The following is a 17,301-nucleotide window of genomic DNA, read 5'->3' as shown; positions in this document are numbered from 1 at the left end:
TCAAATAATAAAGACTCACCAACACATCGTCTAGCGGCATTTTAGATCGTCTGTCAGCAGGAATAGTTAATTCCAATCCTGCTGTAAGGTGGGTCTTCAACAACTCTAACTCATGCAAATTCTTTAGCTTGGGCTCAGTCATCAAAGGAGGATCAAACTGCTTAAACTCAGACACTTCATGCGATAAAATTCATGAAACCTCATAGGCTTCAGCTTTCGCGCACTTGTGCTGTGATGAGCAGAGAATTTAGAGAGTGTATGATAGGTCTTAGAAACCAGTTCACGCAGCCTTCCCAGAACTGAACTGTCTAAGTTGCCCTGTTTTTCAGCTCTGATGACCGTTTTACATTGCTTGCCCAGCTCGATAATCGCAAATGCAGCATCGCCTTTTGACTCATTTTTTGCACGCTGCGCCAAGACGTTACGCACATCACCAAAAGGGTTTCGGTTGTCTTTTTCGGTCACTTGCCGCTTGGAGTGTACGCCTCGGCCATTATAATGCGGATTTGAAACCACATCTTTCAGTACAGACCGAGCTTCACCTTCCTCAATCAGACTGTCCTGAGTAAAAGAAAGAGAGCCCGCTTCGGTGGCATCAGGACGCGATTGATGGTGTTCTGTAGTCAGTCCATAAATCGGGAATAAAAAGTTTCAACCGCTGCAAACCCCAGGACCTTAACTGCGTTACCTGCATCGTCTCTGTCAAATTTTGTTGAATGCCAAAGCCCAGCATTTGGCACATCGTTCCGGTCACGCAGTCCTTGCTCAACACCAAAACATTCAACCTTAAACTTTACCGTATAGCCTAAAGCAAAGTGACACATAACTTTTTTGCGTTGTAAGCATATTGTTGTTCAAATACTTAATCACCGATGACATCAAAATGATAAGCACAGATCCAGGTTCTGTTATTGCTAAATTTAATCGGAGTGAGAAGAGTATTAGCCTGAGCAATTAGCTTTGGCTTGGGAGAAATGCCAGTTAGCAACTTGATGACACCCCCTTGTCGCCAAGAAACGAAGAAGTACCCAATGACTTCGCTTGCAGGAGTGGCCCTATCTATAGTTCTGAGGAGCCTCTACATATTACTTTGGCATTTCTCCCAAAATATTCTCTATTTGTTTTTAAATCACGATTTCATCATACCATAGTAAAAATCATTACATTTTAAGTATATATTTTTTATTTAAATAACAAATAGCTATATTATCATAAGATTATGTATATTAATATTTTTAAATTATATAATTTCACGCATAACTCTTAGCAATACAGAATTAAAATTATTTGCATTGTGACTAATGCAATATGAATATATTTTATTGTAGTTTTACTTAAGGTCAGCGATATTTAGATCTTATTCTTAAAAATAAGCAGTCCCCTCCCTTCAGTTGAACAGATCTTCAAAAACTGGAACGGCGTACCCTACTTCGTGCTTACAAAACGTAGCTTGCGCCATTTTACAGTTAGCATGTTTTCTTGAAAGGATTACCCTGTGTTACGAACTTTTTTGACTGTTGCGAGCATTGTGCTCGTAACTCAAACCTTGGGCACCATCTCCGTACACGCCACCCCTATTACCCAACAGGCAGACCAAACGGGCACTCCGAGTTGGGTGAACTGCGCTGACGAAGGCAAACACTGCTACCCTGACAGTGATGGCGTCATCACAATGCGATACGGTGAAGGAGACAATTACACCTACATCCTCACCCAGGGTTTAAATAGAATTTCCTGTAATAATTTTTGGGGTAATCCGTCCGACGGTAAGAACAAGAAGTGCGCGTACACTACCACTAACTTACTGAATGTTGCCTCTGAAAACAGTTATGTTGACGTCGCAAACCAAGGCGAAACGTTCAAACTGCCTTATACAGGCAAGATGCACTGGTTTAGATATGGGAGTGGCAACAAGTGGATGTACACCGTGATGTCAGGTAACGGTGAGCAGTCAGTCGCGTGCACTAACGACTACTTCAATTACAATCCAAGCGATGGCACCACCAAAGTATGCCAGTATAGCCAGAATGCATACTACACACTGTCAGAAAACGATACACTTACAGAATGCGCTACCCAAGGACAAAGCTGCGCTCCCCAAGTGGGGGATGTAGTTCTCATGCGCTATGGTATCGACGATAAATTTGATTGGCGCTTTGTACATGCAGCGACCAACACCTATGCGTGCAACAATGAGACATTTGGGACTAATCCGATCCACAAAACCAAGCGTTGTTATTGGATGGCCGTAGCACCGTCGGCAATCAGTACATTTGGGCAATGGTCTAAAGTTGGATCCTGTAACGGTAAGGGATGCTCGATTTTGGAAACTATTGCTACCGGCACCACACGTACTAATACCTGGTCTACGACGGTAGACTGGTCGACCACGGTCACAGAATCTGTAGAGGAGAGTTTTGAGGTTCTAGGCGCTGGTGGAAAGGTCAGCGAACAGGTATCGGTGAGTTTTGCATTGTCAGAGAATTTCCAAACGGCGCTATCTCGTTCTGTGACAGAGACCTTTACTGCTATTTGTAATCCAGACAAGCAGGCCAGCAATCGCGCACTTTTCCAATTCCTGACAAAGACAACCGAGAGTTGTCTGGAGAGCTTAAATTGCACAGGAACCACCTTTACAAAAGATTATACCTGCGTCTCCAATCCTCCGACTGGCTATGGCGGTCCGCAATGCGTTCCAGGTTATTGCAGAGAAGATGACCAACTCTGCCTAGAGCCTTGTGCTGAGTGGTAAGTATCTTAAAGGCGGCGTCTTTATCTTGCGCCGCCTTTCCACTCAAATCACTGAGTTCATGTACAAAATCAGGCCGCAACCTTAAAGCTGACACTCCATGCGCTGCTTTTCTTGTGACAACCCTTCGCGAAGTTTCTCAATTAAGAACTCGGCTTGCGGTGTAAGAACACGGCCCTGGATCCGATTGACGCAGACGTTGTAGTCCATGGACACATCTAACGGCAAAACTTTGATGGCGGCATCTTTAGGTGGATGAAAGGCTGTTATCATATCAAGAATGCTCAAGCATTCTAATGAATCTACAAGTAATGGCAGTTGGCTCGGCGCATCCGCGCTGATCCTGGTATCTGGAACGACACCCACATGCTCCAAGGTTCTCAAAATGAGCTTACCATACAATGTAGATTCTGACGGTAAAATGCTCGGGTACTTGCCAAAATCGGACACTGAAACTTTCTTCTGAGTTGCAAGTTCATGCGTAATTGGCATGATGCCCACCATCCGCAAGGTGGTCAAAACCACACTTTCAATATCTGGATGGGGCAGCTTAGGAGTTCCTATTCCAAGGTCAATTTCCCCTCTGCGCAGCTTCCAAATCTGAGTATCCCGTCCTCCCACAGAAACAATCAGATTAGTATCTGGCCAACGATCTCTCACGGCCCGGATAGCATTACTGAAGAGGCGCAGTTGTGCTCCAGGCACAACAATCATCACCCTGAGGACTTGCTCACTACCGCGACGCAGTGATTGAACAGACTGATCAATATGCTCCAGCTGATCAAACATATCCTTACATTCTTGGTAGAGCGCATCTGCTTCTACGGTTGGTCGCAGGCGCCCCTTTTCATTGACGAAGAGGTCAAATCCCAATGTCCGTTGAAAATTACTGATATGCTTACTAACGGTAGGTTGCGCAAGTTTAAGCTCTGACGCTGCCTGAGTAAGACTTCCATTCTCATAGATTGCTCGAAAGATCTCAAGTCTCTGAATGGTCAATGTACTCAATTACCCTCCTCCGCCTCATAGCTTATAGCTATAGGACCTTCAATTTCTTTTTGTTGCGGTGGCCTAATGAGTTGCTTACTCACTGTCCGTAGTTTTACTAGAACGCAAAATGAAAATGGAACGAACCGAATGTAATGAGCGACGATAAGTAACGAGAGACCGCATTCCGCGTTACATTTAATCTCTTTGTTTAACTCGAGGTTGCGATAGTGTGCATTTCGGACTGAGATCTATATTCGCTGTTAGTAGATGTCAATAATACTGCGATTAATTTTGATGTTATTAAGTAGTAACTTCTCCAAATTAATATGAAATATGTAGTAATAATGTATTTCCTTGTTAAATATCCTATTTTTAAATTTAAAATATAGATTAATGCATTTATTAGACAAGTAAAACTCCAAAGCAACACTAACTACCTTAATTAGAGCCAGAGGTGATGCTTGTCTGATTGGTGCTACAACTATTCCACAGAACCAAGACGACGCCCCGTGAGTTGCTGTGCTTCGGACCCACCTTCCAAACAGAAAATCCAGCGAACGTCGCGAATTCGATTTACACGTGGCGATAAGGTTAGAGAATTTATTTTATGGATACTCAGATGCTCTCTGGTATTAGATTGCGAGTTGTTGTTTCGACTCTCGCAGTTATTGCAGTCATGCTTGCGCTCCAAAGTGCTTTAAGCTTACTTAAGTTTCGAACACTGGTCGTCGAGGCAACGTCATCTCGGTTGCAAGTCACAGCAAACGCTATTGATGTGGTTATCCGGCGCGCGGAGGCTGTCGGCCTTAGTATGCACGAAATATCCGATCTGAACGCGTTGGTCGAGCGCGAACGCTTACGTGACCCAAAGATACATCAAATTCTTCTCTTTAATCTTCAGGGCACCATTTTGGCTCAATCTGGAGATCGCAATGTCTTGCACGAGGATATGCATGAGGTTCTGCCTCGGGTTCTGACGAGTGATGATAAAACCATAACGCGTGAAAGCGGGGAATATCTGTACGCTGGCCGAATTCTGAGAGATTCTTCAAACTCCATTATGGGAGCTATCCTAATCTCAGAGCATACTAAAGAGCTATCAGCAGAGGTGAGAGACACATGGTCCCGTCTCACACTTAAGTATCTGGGGATTTTTGCAGTCGTTGTGGCTTCAGTAAGCCTTTTCTCTTTGTTTCAACTATATGCTCCAAAATACTTTTTCAGGAAGTCTGGTAAGGCGAATTTGGGAACTCTTGTTCCCAAGGGTTCTGATGAGCTGCAAAAGCAGATATCGAAGGGCAGGAAGGTGCAGGAAACTGCACTAACTGATCTTTCGAAAATCTCCAAACTCAGCGCAGTTACCAAACTGAGCGATCGGCTTGAGGAAAGTTGACGCGATGATGTTTTCAAGGTTCGCAAGGCATTTTTTGCTTACTATGTCAGTTGCTATGTCGCTGGCAGCATTGTTGAGTGTTGTTGTTACTCTGGCCGAGTTTAATTCTGGCCTAAACCCATTCTTGCTTGCTAAGGCACGTAGCGTAAGTGAGTCCGTCAAGCAAAATCTGGAATATGCTAGTGAGATTGGTATTCCATTCTCTGAAATTAGAGGAGTGAGCAAGTACCTCACTGATCTAACTGCAGAACACAGGGAAATAAGTGGCATTTCAATTGTTGCTGCTAATTCTTCCGTGCATTTGGGAGAGAGTGAGACACGCCTGCTGGAGATAGAGAATACCAAAAGCAAGGTTATTTTACTTGCTCAGCAAACTCTCGACTCCATCTCAAAGTTAGGAACCTTTATTTTTGGTTCTGATAATAGGAAACAGACGGTTTTAACGGATGTAGTTGTGAACGGCGCTACTGTTGCGCGAGTGCAAACAACTTTGGATGAGAACTACGTCAATAGCCAGCTCACCAGTATCTTTCTAGATACATTTGTTCTTCTCTTGGCAGCATGTCTGATTGCGGTTGAAGTCGTGGTTGTTTGTGTCAATTCAACCATAACAGTGCCATTTCGACTTGTTGAAACAGCCATAGTAAAATGTGCCAAAGGGCATTTGGGCACATATCATGGCTCTGATCGTAAAGATTGGGCCGGTCGGTTCATTGCAGCGATGAATCGGCAAAACGCAAAAATTCGTAAAACACTTGAGCAGCTACTGCAGGCCAAACATATAGCGCAGGATGAGGTGCGCGCTTTCGCTAAGAAATACAAACTGTATCGTGTTGAAGAAGGTAATAAGGCATCCGTTACGGATGCACGGATACCGCTTTTTGTATTTTGCTTAGCTGATGAACTTCAAAAGTCGTTTCTACCGTTTTTTTCCATGGAGTATTACGGTGAAAACGATTGGTTTGAGAAAGACATCATGATGGGGTTGCCAATTTCAGCCTTCATGCTTGTCGTCGCTATCATTTCACCGTTTTCAGGACAACTTATCGAACGTTTCAGCAATAAAAAACTGTACCTCGCTGGTCTGATACCTGCAATCGGTGGTTATATTTTCTGTATTTTAGCACAAGACGCAAATGACATTGTTATTGCTCGTTCGATTACGGCAATCGGCTACGGGATTATTACAATCAGTTGCCAGAGTTATATTGCTACTGTCGCAGAAGAAGGGAGCCGCGCAAAAGCAATGGCAACCTATGTAGGTGTTACCATGACAGCCACCATGTGTGGAACTGCAATTGGTGCAATTTTGGCCGATTGGGTTGGTTACAAGCCAGTTTTCGTAATCGCTATCAGTCTTATGATCCTTGCAGGTTTTCTGGGATGGCGAATGCTGCAGACCGAGTTGCCAAGCCTCAAGTCCGAAGCCACCTCAACAGCGTCAAAAGCAGGTAGACCGTTCATAACGCTCATAGGGAACACGCAGTTTGTGGCAATCCTAATGTTTTGTGCAATTCCGACCAAAATCGTCCTCACAGGATTCCTTTACTTCTTTGTTCCGATCTATCTGGCGAGCTTAGATGCCAGTCAATCTGAGATTGGTCGAATTATGATGGCCTATTCCCTGATCATTATACCAATTAGCCCACTGGCTTCTCGTCTTTCTGATCAGCTTGGGAAAAATCTTTCAGTGATCACTTATGCAACAATAGCCTCAGGAGTGGCTCTGCTGGCTCTTTACCAAAACACAAACGTTATCTCTGTGTTTATCGTGGTCGCTTTGGTAGGCCTCGCCCATGCCTTCATCAAGGCCCCTATTATGGTTGCGGTAATGGAAGCAGTCGAGAAGGACCAACAAATTAGCAGAACCGGTGCGCTGAGTTATCTTCGTATGTTCGAACGTGTCGGCAGCGCTGCTGGTCCACTTATCGTGGCAGCACTGCTTGTAAAGCAAGAATATACCACCGTCGCCGCATTTCTGGGTGCTGCGATTATTGGCGCGGGAATCATAATGCTTCTGGTCTCACGCTCCTCAAAACAGGAGGCACAAGTTCATGCCTAAAGTGATGCTCATCATTGCCGCTCTTGTTTTAATGACAGGGGCAACAAGAGCCAGAGAGGACGTCCTGGAACCTTATCAGGTACACATGATTGTTTGGCGAGGCTGTGAAGAGGCTTGCAGAAGCTTCACTCATTACTTCGAGAGCAGAAAGCTTCCTGTAAACGTGACCGTTACTGACGTGGCGAAAGACAAAGGCCTCTTGCCGGAAGTGAAGCAGCGGCTACTTAACGAGCGACCTGATCTTGTTATCACCTGGGGAACAACAGTCACTCGTTCTCTCATTGGCACGATTGACGATTACGGTACAGGCTCAGGTTTGGGTGACATCCCATCCCTTTTTATGATTGTCGCAGACCCGGTTCGCGCAGGCATTATCGTAGACCATGAAACCTCAGGTAGGCTCTTGGTAACCGGCGTGCACAATCGTGTAAATGAGACGGTTCAGCTCAAGCACATTTTTGAGTACCACCCCATAAAGCGCCTTGCAGTTATTAACGAGCCTAATGCAGTTAACTCGCGCCAGAACACTCAGAAGTTGGCAGCTCTTTCAGATCAACTAGGTTTTGAAGTCATTGCTCTTGAGTATAGTCTTGGCGCAGACGATCGCGCAGATCCAGCAGAAATTCCGCTCAAAATTGCTGAGGCCAAAGCCTTGGACGCAGACGCGTTGTATGTGGGATCCAGCTCATTTAATCTCGAAAACCGACGAAGTTACACCGAAGCTGCGATATCAGAAAACCTCCCGGTTTTCAGCGCATATGAGCAAATGGTTCGTGATGGTATGGCCCTTATGTCTGTTTCTAACAGTTACAAAAATGTGGGCAAATTAGCAGCCTCGCAAGCCTACCAAATTCTATTTAAAGCGCAGCCGCCTGGGAAGTTATCAGTCAAGGCTCTCGAGCGATTTTCGGTGCTCGTAAACATGCAAGCCGCAAACCGATTAAGCCTCTACCCTCCCTTGTCGATCATTAGCATCGCAAAGATTGTTCAATGACAATTGTATTAGCTGATTGGCACTCATGGCCCTGACAGGCTGTGGGTTAGCTTATTTCCAAATGATCTGCGCCGAATGTCTTTGCCCCACGTCTCAGCTGCATTACTGACAGTCCTTGCATTTTTCCAGTTGCTCGCCCCTACTCAAATAGCTGATCTGTTCACTTGGTGTTGATGACAACCAACATCGCCTTTAGCACCTCATGCGGCTCGCTCAGTCTCATATTCACGATTTGCTCTACATTTTAGCCACTGAAGTGTTTTGTAAAAGACCCCGCATTCCCCCTCCTACGTTTCATTGCTTTTAGCAATAAGGCCTTCAATTTCTTTCTGTTGTGAAAGTCCAAGGCCTAATTACTTTCTGCAAATGAAATTGCTGAGAAGTTGGATACTAGAGGAAGGGTAAGCAATGCAGTTTTCAAATTACAATATTCAAATCAGGAAGCTATCTCAAATCTTTACCTGGGCAATTCTGGCTTTAGGAGCTTTTTAATTCTTGTTGGGAGTTGGGTTTTTCGAGCAAAAGACAGCGGAGATCGACGCGGCGAGCTACACGCGCTTCTATGCATTCTGGGGTAAGGGGCTTTTGATTGCCGTTCTTGGAAAGCTCATCCTACTTTACTTTATAGAAAATCGCAGATTTCTCAACAAACGGCACCATTGGTTTCTACGCCTATTAATCACACTGCTATTTGCTCTCCTTGTTGTTTTGCCTCTCGTAGGCGGAATGAGAGTGCTGGTAAATGAAGGATTTAGCAGCTACTTGGGACTTACTTTGGCTAGCAGGATGCGTGGGGATAGCGTATATTTTCTAGCTGAGTTGCACACTGCACTGGCCTATGCGCTTGGCTGTGCCACAATTGTCTATGGCTTGAGCTGGGCGGTAAATTACATTCACTCTGTGAACAGAGAACTGTCCCACATTATTCTACAGGATCCATATGCTTAGAGGTGAAGCTTCGCAATAAAGCCAAGCCGGCAACTTTATCAAATTTCACTCTATGAGAAACACCGCCGCCTTTAGCACGTCATGTAGCTCACTCAGTCTCATATTCGTGGTTTGCTCTACATTTTAGTGTTTTCCAAAAGAGCCCGCATTCATCCTCGTCCTCCTCATAACTAGCAGCAACAAAGGTCATTCTCCCAAGTGATCTCATAGGGCTTAAGGAAGGGAAGACGTTTGGCAGCCTCTATATAGTCCCTGAGGTTCTGGTCGCCATGATCAGATTTAGGCGTGAAGCGAATGATCTCAGCCATAGACTTGGGCTTCGCGTATACGGATTGCCTCAAGAAGGTCAGAAATAGCAATAATGGGCTGCGTTAGTGTCTCAGCCTCCGCTGAGTGGCCCTGGTCCTGAAGGCGGTTTTGTTCTTCGATCAGGTGGTCCAGCAGCAGCACATGAGGGGCATCGGCCCAGATCCGGAATTTCCGGAACGAGTAACAAGCAAATGGTGCAGCCCCAGCCTCCAAGGCATTGCATCCGCCAACTTCACAGGACCCTATTTCTGTGAGCTCAGCATCATACAAAAGCGAGGAGGAGGGTTTCACACACATTCTGATCCTCCGATGCCGTGACGATACGCCCCATGAAACGGTCGGCAATCGGTATAAAAGCCGCACCAACATGCTCTTCCATAAGTTGGAAATGGTCAACACTCGCATCAACATAGGCCTGTCAACTCTGAGGACTGGCATGACCTGCGTAGGTTGCAATTACCTCTGCAGCGCAACCAACCATGACAAGCATTGTGAGCAAGGTATGCCGAACCCGGCGAGGATTACCTTTAATCAGCTCACCAGTGATTGGACTAATCAGTGGCGTCGAGCCTAAAAAATCTTGGTAGATACGAAAGAGCATGCGAATACTACAATAACTCGTACCATCTATTGGTCTGCGCGGTTTTGGGAATAATGGCGCCTCTGCAAGTGGTACACCTTTGGACAACCTCAGTTTAACATTTTCATGGATATCCATCTGTAAAACGTGGCTAGGCGTCGGGAGATGCGTTTCCATGGCATAAACATCCTTCACTCAGGGATGCCTCTTTGTTTTGCCATTGGAACTCGCAGAAAGTATCCACTATTGTCTGAACGGAAGTCACAAACCTTCATAACCAAGAGCTGAACTGGTCTTAATCCTATGCCGCAAAACATCCTCAACACAGTATAATCCTTGAGGGATAAGGTGCCCGAGCTATATGCGTCATCTAGGGCCACCTTGATGACTTAAAAAATGCAATGAAATCAATCACATCTTCCTCAATCAAATTCCCTCCGTATGCCATCCATGGTTTAATTAAGGCCTTCCACATTGCGACACCTGTTGAGCGCTGCTGTTGCGCCATGATAATAACCTCGCAGGAAATTGCTGCCATAGACAAATTAAATTGGTCGTGATGGGATTGTGCTGAAGCTACGACTGTTCGCAATGCTGAGTAGCAGGTATGCGAATTTCTAGTTTCCGCCAAAACTCGAAACACTCGCTTGATTTTCGTAAAAAGTGGAGCACTTGTGAGTTTTCTAAAGCTTTGAAAATGCAGATGCTTCCTATCTCCGAGAATATGGATCGGCCAAGTATCCTCTTTGGGGTTAAAGCTCACTCCATAAGCAAGTACCGCGTGCTCCGAATGGTCGAACTGGGCGAGGGAAGCTTCTATTGTCTTATCCATTACGTTCTTCTTCCGCTCTTAATCCTGCCTCATAAGCAATTCGCGTGAGCTGATCGCCACGATATTTTGATGCACTGGCGCTCAAGTAACTCCAGCCACCAAGATAATTCGCTATACGGTCAAGTTGCCCGCTTTTAATGTTTTCTACGATTGCCCAATTGGTTAGCTCTTGAACCTAGGCATGACGCAGGGCATGCAGATTAAGATCCTTCACGATCCGATCCACAAGTTTGCCACTGGCTGGTCGCCCTCCAGAATAGTAGCCAATCGATCGGAAATCGGAATAACTCTATCTGCGGTTTTGGCGTTAGGTTCCCTTCTGCGTGGGTCCTCGGGATCATCCGGCCGTCTGACGATGGTGACCGTCATTCTCTGAATGATCAACATCGTCTACCTTCAACTGAAGCAATTCACCTTCACGGATACCCGTGGTCACCAAAAGGTTCACCAGTGCCCAGTTCCTTTGGCAAATGGTTTCGTTCTGCCAGATTTCTGCTGGATCTCCGTTGAGAATGAACTTTACAACCGATGATAATTCAACTTCTGAAAATGCAGCCCGTATCCGTGAGGAGCGCATTTTAACTTTATGCTCGCGCAGGAGGGTAATCATTTTTTTTCGGGCATTTGACAATGAACGCCTGTCGGCCGCTGGAACCTGGGCCTCACCAATACGGGCTATAAGATTTATGTATTCGATTGCTGTTGCGATACGCCGGTTCTTGGTGGCATTGATGACGCCATCACTTCGGGAAAAGCCAGCACCACGACGTATCTCAGCTACTGTGGTCGAGTTTAATCTCCGAAGCGCAGTCGTGGTAACGCCACATAGTTCTGCGAGCTCCGACACCTCTGAGAGGTCGATAAGCTCACCATTTTCAAGACGCTCATTCTGATCAATACCCATACGGATTGCGCACTGCCCCAAGTGAACCAGATCAGTCGCAACGGCACGCAAGGAAGCTGACGCTAAGCTTCTGCTGCGCTTTGAAAGGATTAAGCAGGTGGGATAATGGGCGGGCACGCCGTTGGCGTCGAGCACCAGCGGTAGGCGCTCGCCATCGGAGCGAACAAGGATCTGGACCGTCCAAAGATACCGCTCTCGAGTAACCATCAGATAAGAGCTCCCGTATAATTTTTTTGACAGGGTCGCTCATTCCAATAAGTGCAGCAATTCTGGAAGATTACGGGTCTAAAATACCGTTCTTATATATAAATGTCGGATAATGTGAATTATGGAACCATAATACCTAACCTCAAATCTCCTGAGTCCCTCTTACCCAAAGCAGTGAGTTTATTGTTAGGAGGGCGATGAAGGTGGTGAAGAGGAGGGTGGGGTTGTTTTGTTCCAGGAGGATTCCGGTGAGGAAGAGGCCTAGGGGGACGCCTGTGTAGCGTAGGGAGGAGAAGGCGGAGAAGACTGTGCCGCGTTTGTCCTCGGGAACGAGTTTTTGAAGTACGGTCGCATCAACGACGCTACCAACTCCCAGGTTCACACCATACACAAACATTCCCAGTGAAATGACGATTGCCGCGGTCTCCACATTGGCGCTTGTCCAATCCGTACTTAACATCCAGAGCAGCAAGGCTAGGCCAAGTGCCTGTCCGATGGGTGTGAGTTGCAGGAGCCTGAGCGAGGACACTCTGTGGCCCAGAAACGTGTAGGCCAGTGTTGTGAGTGTGGTTCCGCAGGCAAAGCATGTGAGCCAGATTCCAAGCCAGACTGCTTGCTTGTCATTTGAATTTGCCAGAACTGGCAAGGCCAATGAAAGCAAGGAGACCGCTACTGTATTGATAATCAAGTCATAAAGGCCGAGCTTCAAGATGCCCGGTGTTGACAGCATCCACTTCCAGACTTCTTTTGTTGGCTGTCTATCTGTATTAGCTGCGCCCTGTTGACGAGTGGCCTTAATGCCTATGGATACGATCATAAGAGCCATCAGGAAACTCAGTGAGTCTAAAATCAAGACAGTGGTTGCGCCAAAGGCGGCGATCAGGATGCCAGCCATCGATGGGGTTAGAAGGTCAGCCACAGTCTCAAGAAGCGAGTTCATTCCGTTCACCCGTTCGCGAGGCAAGCCTTCTCGATCAATCAACGCCGGGATCATAACGCTTTTTGCGGTTTGTCCGGGAACATCGATGACCTGCGAGAGGAAAACGAGAAATCCAAGGACAGCAAGATCCAGCAGATCAACGGAGTATAGCAGCGGTATCAAAAGTACGGCGAAGGCGTTCACAGTATCGCAGAAAATACTGGTGGTTCTGGCAGAGAACTTGTCGATCAACGGCCCGCTGAAGAGACCGACAACGATGTTTGGAAGCTGTCCGGCAATGGCGATTGTTGCTGTGATGACAGCGTTGCCCGTCAGGTCATAGACAAACCACGGTATTGCGATGGCAGACAGGCCATTCCCCAGCAAAGACAGAAAGTTGGCTGAAAACAGGAGGCTGATCTGTCCCCATTTAGCCTTTAAGGTAACATCAGACAAAACAACCTCACTCCGCGAAATACAGCATAAATTCAATGGCTTGAGTGCGCGCAATCATGGGTATTGGAAAAAATTCCAATATCATTCTTATCTTATAGTGATAAAAGCGAGTGCTTGGGAGTGCAACTCAAAGCCGGTCAGTTATTCGATTTTGAGCCTGCTGCAGACATGACACCACGTGAATATCGCAGGAACTCTGGTGGGTATTGTTAGGCTTTACGCGGCCAAGGTCTTTGTCATGAGAAAGTTTGTGAGCGCTACTCCTCGAACAACGGGTGCTTGCTCGCGCTCAACTTGCCAGCCTTGGTGAAGGAAGAAAGCTTTTGCAGCCACGCTAATGTCTGCTGAAAGGGTGGAGATGTTGCGCTGTTCCGCCCAGTTTTGCAGCTGATCATAGATAGCGGTGCCGACACCTTGGCGGGTGTGATAGGGGCTGGTGAAGACGAACTCCACATAGCCTTTTGCATCAATGGTCATGAAACCGATTACTGACTTGTCTTTGACAGCAACAAAGCCAGTCATATCGTGGAGTTTGGCAGACCAACGCTCTGGTGCGGGTGCAGGCCCAGCCCATGCGGCGAGCTGCTCCTCGGAGTAATGCTCCTTTGCTCCGATCGTGACGGCCTCATAAAACACGCGTGCGCAGTCTGGGGCATCTGAATTCTTCAGTGGGCGGATCTCTACAGGCATTGGTGGCTTTCACTCAGCTGGGTTTGGAGGCAGCCTCTTGCCACAAACTCTGACAAGGTGAAAGAGGATTGAGCGACAAAATCCTCCACCTTCTGATTTGGTTGGCCTCACTGCTGAATGATCGCGTTTTGCCATTCCTGGAGGAAGTGTTGGCGTTTGAGATTGTCTTGATAAACCAGAAGGCCAGGACCAAGGCGGATGGCGCGCAGCGATAGGTTCGGGGCAATCTCATTGCGGTTGAGTTTCGGGTACGGGTAGTAGTCAGCCCCCTCCTCGCTCCAGGACGCTGTGATGAGATGATCTATAAAAGTGCCAGCAATTTCAGGTTGTTCGGCACCAGCTGGAATGATGGCGGAGCGCAGCATGAGTGTTGTGAAATCTTCCAGTTCCAGAATACCGATATCAGGATCACTGGCGGCCCGTGCAGAGGCGTAAGAGCCGAGCACGTTATACGCAATTGCCAGATTGCCCTTTGTGATGTCAGAAATCATATCAGCGGAGCAGCAGTAGAGACGGGCGTTCAGAGAGCCCATCACCTCGTTCAGACGCCAGAAAGTGTCTGATGTGCGGGCATCTTGCGTGGCAAACAGAAAGCCAAGGCCGCTCTGACGTATGTCATAGGTGCCGACTTTGTCGAGGAAGCGTTCTGGATGGTTGCGCAGAGTTGAAATCAGATTTTGCCGTGATGTTGGCACTTCCAATCCTGCAAAGGCGGATTTGGAATAGACCACCGAAGCTGGTTCCTGCGTGAAGGCGAACACGTGATTGCGCCAGCGGGCCCAGTCCGGCATCAAACCGGCGACTGAGGAGTTGTGCGGCAGGGTGAACCCGTCGTTCGCCAACTTCACCTGCAGGTCCATGGCAGATGAAATGGCAACGTCAAAAACCTGTTTTTCATCATAAAGAGCTGTCATCAACTCGGTGCTGCTGACAACAGTGTAGTCTATAGAAACGCTAGGGTATTTGCGTTGAAACGCTACCACCATGGGCGAGAAAATGTCGATGTCTGAGTTGGAGATAATACGCAGGTTCGCGCCCTCTTGCGGAGCGGGAAACACTTTGTGCTGTTCAATCTCATAGGCACCTGCGGAAAGCAAAGAGGCCAGCAACACGATCAGGACTGAGGGAAATAGAAGGATACGCATGCGCCTCTGACATTTTTTCTGTTCGAAAGTTTCAGGTGTCCGCCATGAGCTTGTGTCACCTCTTCGGCAATTGTAAGCCCAAGCCCGGAACCGACCGTGTCTTCAGCGTTTTTGCCCCGCGAGAACCGCTCCGTCAACTGGTCTATGTCTTCCGGAGCAAAGCCTGGGCCCTGATCATAAACCGATAATACAACCCATTTGTCTTCGGAGGTAACGATAACCTGTACGTCCTCGCCTTGCGGGGCGTACTTGATCGCATTGTCCAAAATGTTGCTCAGCGCATTTTGGATAAGGATCGCATCTCCGGAGATTGGCGGTGGTTCCTCACCATGCGAGCTCAGGGTTTTGTCTTGCATCTCTGCCAGTGGACGCAGCCGTTCAAGAGTTTCTTCGGCCAGGTCCAGCAGGTTGATTTCCTTGACCTCCAGATGATCGGTACGGAAGGAAACCATGGCGTGATCCAGCAACTGGCCTGCGGCGCGTGAGCTCTCATCAATGGCCCGGATCATCTCTTTCAAAGCCGCTCTGTTTTCTGGTCGCTCCACGCGGCGCAAGGCAATTTCCGCTTGTGTTCGCAGCACTGCAAGCGGCGTGCGGATGCGGTGAGCAGCTTCTGCAATGAACTCTTCGGAGCGTGTGAGTGACTTCTTAAGCCGTGCCATGAAACGGTTGAGCGCCACCACAAGCGGTGCCATCTCACCCGGTACGGGGGCTTGTACTGCCCTCAGATCCTGCGGACCTCTTTTAGAGACAGAGTTTGCCAGTGTCTGGACAGGGCGCACGGCAGATTGAGCTGTCAATACACCCAGCACGGCAGCGGCGATGAAGAACCCAAATCCGAGATAGGCGGCATTCGCGGAGATGCGCTCCAGTGTCTCTCGCTGACGCTTCAGTGTTTGAGCCACAGATACAGTGACTTCAACAGGGCCGGATGCGTTGGAAAGGCGGCGTGTGGCAGAGACCATACGAATGCTCTCACCTAGGTAATGAGAGGTGATGAACCTGTGACTGTCCTGCCCTTTTGATGCCTTGGCAATGGGTAAGCTTTCATATCCGGTGAGGTACTTTCCGTTGACGACAACACGGTAGAACACGCGGTCATCACTGACATTGCCAAGCATGGAAAGGGCGGAATACGGAATATCGACCGTGACCTCCCCGCTCTGAATTGCGGCGCTGTCCAAAATGGACGTGGCGGATGCTGACAGGATGTTGTCCTGAGATTCTTCTGCGACTTGTTTGGCATAAGTCATCACCATCACAAACAGCAGCGCTGCAAGCACGGCAGCAATGCCGAGGAGCTGCAAGGTCAGGCGGCGACGGATCGAGCCGGATATGTTGGCACCAGAGTTCATGTCAGGCTTAACCGATACCCCAGTCCACGCACGGTGATGATCTGGACCGAGGAGGAGGAAATATGCCTGCGTAAACGGGCAACATAGACCTCAATGGCATTTTCCGAGACGTCTTCGTCGTAAGAAAATAATCTGTCTACAAGCTTGGTTTTTGAGAAAATAACGTCCGGTGCACCGAAAAATATCTCCAAAAGACGCAGTTCTTTGTTGCGCAGGCTCACTGTTTTGCTACCAATTTTGAGTGTGCCAGCCAGTGAGTCAAACACCAGATCGCCGAATCGCTTCGCATTTGTCACGCCGCCGGACCTGCGTCGGATAACAGCACGGCATCTTGCCTCTAACTCTGAGAAATCAAAGGGTTTTGTGATGTAATCATCGGCCCCAAGATCGAGCACCCCTACCCTGTCTGACACTTCTGAGCGAGCTGTCAAAACGATCACCGGAGTGTCATCCTGACGGCCTCGATGTTCATTTAGAAAATCTCGCCCATCACCATCTGGAAGCATAATATCGAGCAAAATCATGTCGTAATCCGCTGTCGAGATGTAGTCCTCGGCAGTAGAAATTTCAGCAGCGTGATCAACGACATGACCATCCAGTGTCAAACGCTCGACAATGGATGTCGCCAGCTTGGCGTTATCTTCAACGAGAAGAAATCTCATCTTTTGCTTCCCCAAAAAATCAAGGAGGTGACAGGTTTGTGTCAGGTTTCCGTGTTTTCACGTAAGTCATGGGTGACAAATGCTGCCCTTGTCAAATGGGAGGACA

14 protein-coding genes are annotated in these 17,301 nt (G+C 47.6%); 4 read left to right on the top strand and 10 right to left on the bottom strand.

The features are described 5' to 3' along the window. Positions 1–141: 141 nt before the first annotated feature. Positions 142–465 (bottom strand): hypothetical protein, encoded by a 324-nt coding sequence (locus PsAD26_RS09270; protein ID WP_153041478.1) that lies wholly within the window; start codon positions 463–465, stop codon positions 142–144. A gap of 1,030 nt (positions 466–1,495) precedes the next feature. Between PsAD26_RS09270 and PsAD26_RS09260 the strand changes: the two genes are divergently transcribed. Next, positions 1,496–2,752, top strand: coding sequence for a hypothetical protein (locus PsAD26_RS09260; protein WP_063310163.1), 1,257 nt, complete (start codon positions 1,496–1,498; stop codon positions 2,750–2,752). Between the two features lie 81 nt (positions 2,753–2,833). Here the strand turns inward: PsAD26_RS09260 and PsAD26_RS09255 are convergent, their stop codons facing one another. After that, positions 2,834–3,757: a LysR family transcriptional regulator gene (locus tag PsAD26_RS09255; protein WP_084403626.1), complete on the bottom strand. Its 924-nt coding sequence runs from the start codon at positions 3,755–3,757 to the stop codon at positions 2,834–2,836. Positions 3,758–4,346: 589 nt separating this feature from the next. Between PsAD26_RS09255 and PsAD26_RS09250 the strand changes: the two genes are divergently transcribed. Genes PsAD26_RS09250 through PsAD26_RS09240 form a run of 3 tightly spaced genes read left to right on the top strand, consistent with a single transcriptional unit; the run spans position 4,347 to position 8,188 of the window. Further along, positions 4,347–5,132 (top strand): hypothetical protein, encoded by a 786-nt coding sequence (locus PsAD26_RS09250; protein ID WP_063310161.1) that lies wholly within the window; start codon positions 4,347–4,349, stop codon positions 5,130–5,132. A 55-nt stretch (positions 5,133–5,187) separates the two neighbouring features. Then, positions 5,188–7,194 carry an MFS transporter gene (locus PsAD26_RS09245; RefSeq protein WP_063310433.1) on the top strand — a complete coding sequence of 669 codons (2,007 nt, stop codon included), beginning with the start codon at positions 5,188–5,190 and terminating at the stop codon, positions 7,192–7,194. After that, positions 7,187–8,188 carry an ABC transporter substrate binding protein gene (locus PsAD26_RS09240; RefSeq protein WP_063310160.1) on the top strand — a complete coding sequence of 334 codons (1,002 nt, stop codon included), beginning with the start codon at positions 7,187–7,189 and terminating at the stop codon, positions 8,186–8,188. Before PsAD26_RS09245 ends, PsAD26_RS09240 begins: the two co-directional genes overlap by 8 nt. A gap of 1,248 nt (positions 8,189–9,436) precedes the next feature. Here PsAD26_RS09240 and PsAD26_RS09230 read toward each other — a convergent pair. The 8 genes from PsAD26_RS09230 to PsAD26_RS09190 all read right to left on the bottom strand — a co-directional run bounded on the left by PsAD26_RS09230 (position 9,437) and on the right by PsAD26_RS09190 (position 17,195). After that, positions 9,437–9,742, bottom strand: coding sequence for a hypothetical protein (locus tag PsAD26_RS09230; RefSeq protein WP_063310158.1), 306 nt, complete (start codon positions 9,740–9,742; stop codon positions 9,437–9,439). 653 nt (positions 9,743–10,395) lie between these two features. Continuing rightward, the gene (locus PsAD26_RS09220) at positions 10,396–10,857 is read right to left on the bottom strand and encodes a hypothetical protein (RefSeq protein ID WP_063310156.1); all 462 of its coding nucleotides are present in this window, start codon (positions 10,855–10,857) and stop codon (positions 10,396–10,398) included. Between the two features lie 337 nt (positions 10,858–11,194). Then, positions 11,195–11,968 carry a site-specific integrase gene (locus PsAD26_RS29330; protein WP_063310155.1) on the bottom strand — a complete coding sequence of 258 codons (774 nt, stop codon included), beginning with the start codon at positions 11,966–11,968 and terminating at the stop codon, positions 11,195–11,197. A gap of 142 nt (positions 11,969–12,110) precedes the next feature. Next, a complete protein-coding gene (locus PsAD26_RS09210) occupies positions 12,111–13,343 on the bottom strand; it encodes an MFS transporter (protein WP_063310154.1) in 1,233 nt (410 codons plus the stop codon). Positions 13,344–13,559: 216 nt separating this feature from the next. Continuing rightward, complete coding sequence (locus PsAD26_RS09205) at positions 13,560–14,033, bottom strand: GNAT family N-acetyltransferase (protein WP_063310153.1); 474 nt, start codon at positions 14,031–14,033, stop codon at positions 13,560–13,562. A gap of 107 nt (positions 14,034–14,140) precedes the next feature. After that, positions 14,141–15,178, bottom strand: a complete 1,038-nt coding sequence (locus PsAD26_RS09200) for an ABC transporter substrate-binding protein (protein WP_063310152.1) — start codon at positions 15,176–15,178, stop codon at positions 14,141–14,143. Then, positions 15,148–16,533 carry a sensor histidine kinase gene (locus PsAD26_RS09195; protein ID WP_063310151.1) on the bottom strand — a complete coding sequence of 462 codons (1,386 nt, stop codon included), beginning with the start codon at positions 16,531–16,533 and terminating at the stop codon, positions 15,148–15,150. Before PsAD26_RS09195 ends, PsAD26_RS09200 begins: the two co-directional genes overlap by 31 nt. Then, positions 16,530–17,195, bottom strand: coding sequence for a response regulator transcription factor (locus PsAD26_RS09190; RefSeq protein ID WP_057461447.1), 666 nt, complete (start codon positions 17,193–17,195; stop codon positions 16,530–16,532). The genes PsAD26_RS09195 and PsAD26_RS09190 overlap by 4 nt, the downstream gene beginning before the upstream one ends. Positions 17,196–17,301: the final 106 nt, after the last annotated feature.

The organism is Pseudovibrio sp. Ad26 (assembly GCF_001623285.1).
In the GTDB taxonomy this organism is placed as follows: Bacteria; Pseudomonadota; Alphaproteobacteria; order Rhizobiales; family Stappiaceae; genus Pseudovibrio; species Pseudovibrio ascidiaceicola.
The sequence above is the reverse complement of the archived record's forward strand: the minus strand, read 5'-3'. Positions and strand labels throughout refer to the sequence as shown.

Excerpts from the sequence above, each read along its gene's own strand:
- PsAD26_RS09250 (WP_063310161.1), top strand. The coding sequence starts at position 4,347 with ATGGATACTCAGATGCTCTCTGGTATTAGATTGCGAGTTGTTGTTTCG.
- PsAD26_RS09245 (WP_063310433.1), top strand. The coding sequence starts at position 5,188 with ATGTCGCTGGCAGCATTGTTGAGTGTTGTTGTTACTCTGGCCGAGTTT.
- PsAD26_RS09240 (WP_063310160.1), top strand. The coding sequence starts at position 7,187 with ATGCCTAAAGTGATGCTCATCATTGCCGCTCTTGTTTTAATGACAGGG.
- PsAD26_RS09230 (WP_063310158.1), bottom strand. The coding sequence starts at position 9,742 with ATGTGTGTGAAACCCTCCTCCTCGCTTTTGTATGATGCTGAGCTCACA.
- PsAD26_RS09220 (WP_063310156.1), bottom strand. The coding sequence starts at position 10,857 with ATGGATAAGACAATAGAAGCTTCCCTCGCCCAGTTCGACCATTCGGAG.
- PsAD26_RS29330 (WP_063310155.1), bottom strand. The coding sequence starts at position 11,968 with ATGGTTACTCGAGAGCGGTATCTTTGGACGGTCCAGATCCTTGTTCGC.
- PsAD26_RS09205 (WP_063310153.1), bottom strand. The coding sequence starts at position 14,033 with ATGCCTGTAGAGATCCGCCCACTGAAGAATTCAGATGCCCCAGACTGC.
- PsAD26_RS09200 (WP_063310152.1), bottom strand. The coding sequence starts at position 15,178 with ATGCGTATCCTTCTATTTCCCTCAGTCCTGATCGTGTTGCTGGCCTCT.
- PsAD26_RS09195 (WP_063310151.1), bottom strand. The coding sequence starts at position 16,533 with ATGAACTCTGGTGCCAACATATCCGGCTCGATCCGTCGCCGCCTGACC.
- PsAD26_RS09190 (WP_057461447.1), bottom strand. The coding sequence starts at position 17,195 with ATGAGATTTCTTCTCGTTGAAGATAACGCCAAGCTGGCGACATCCATT.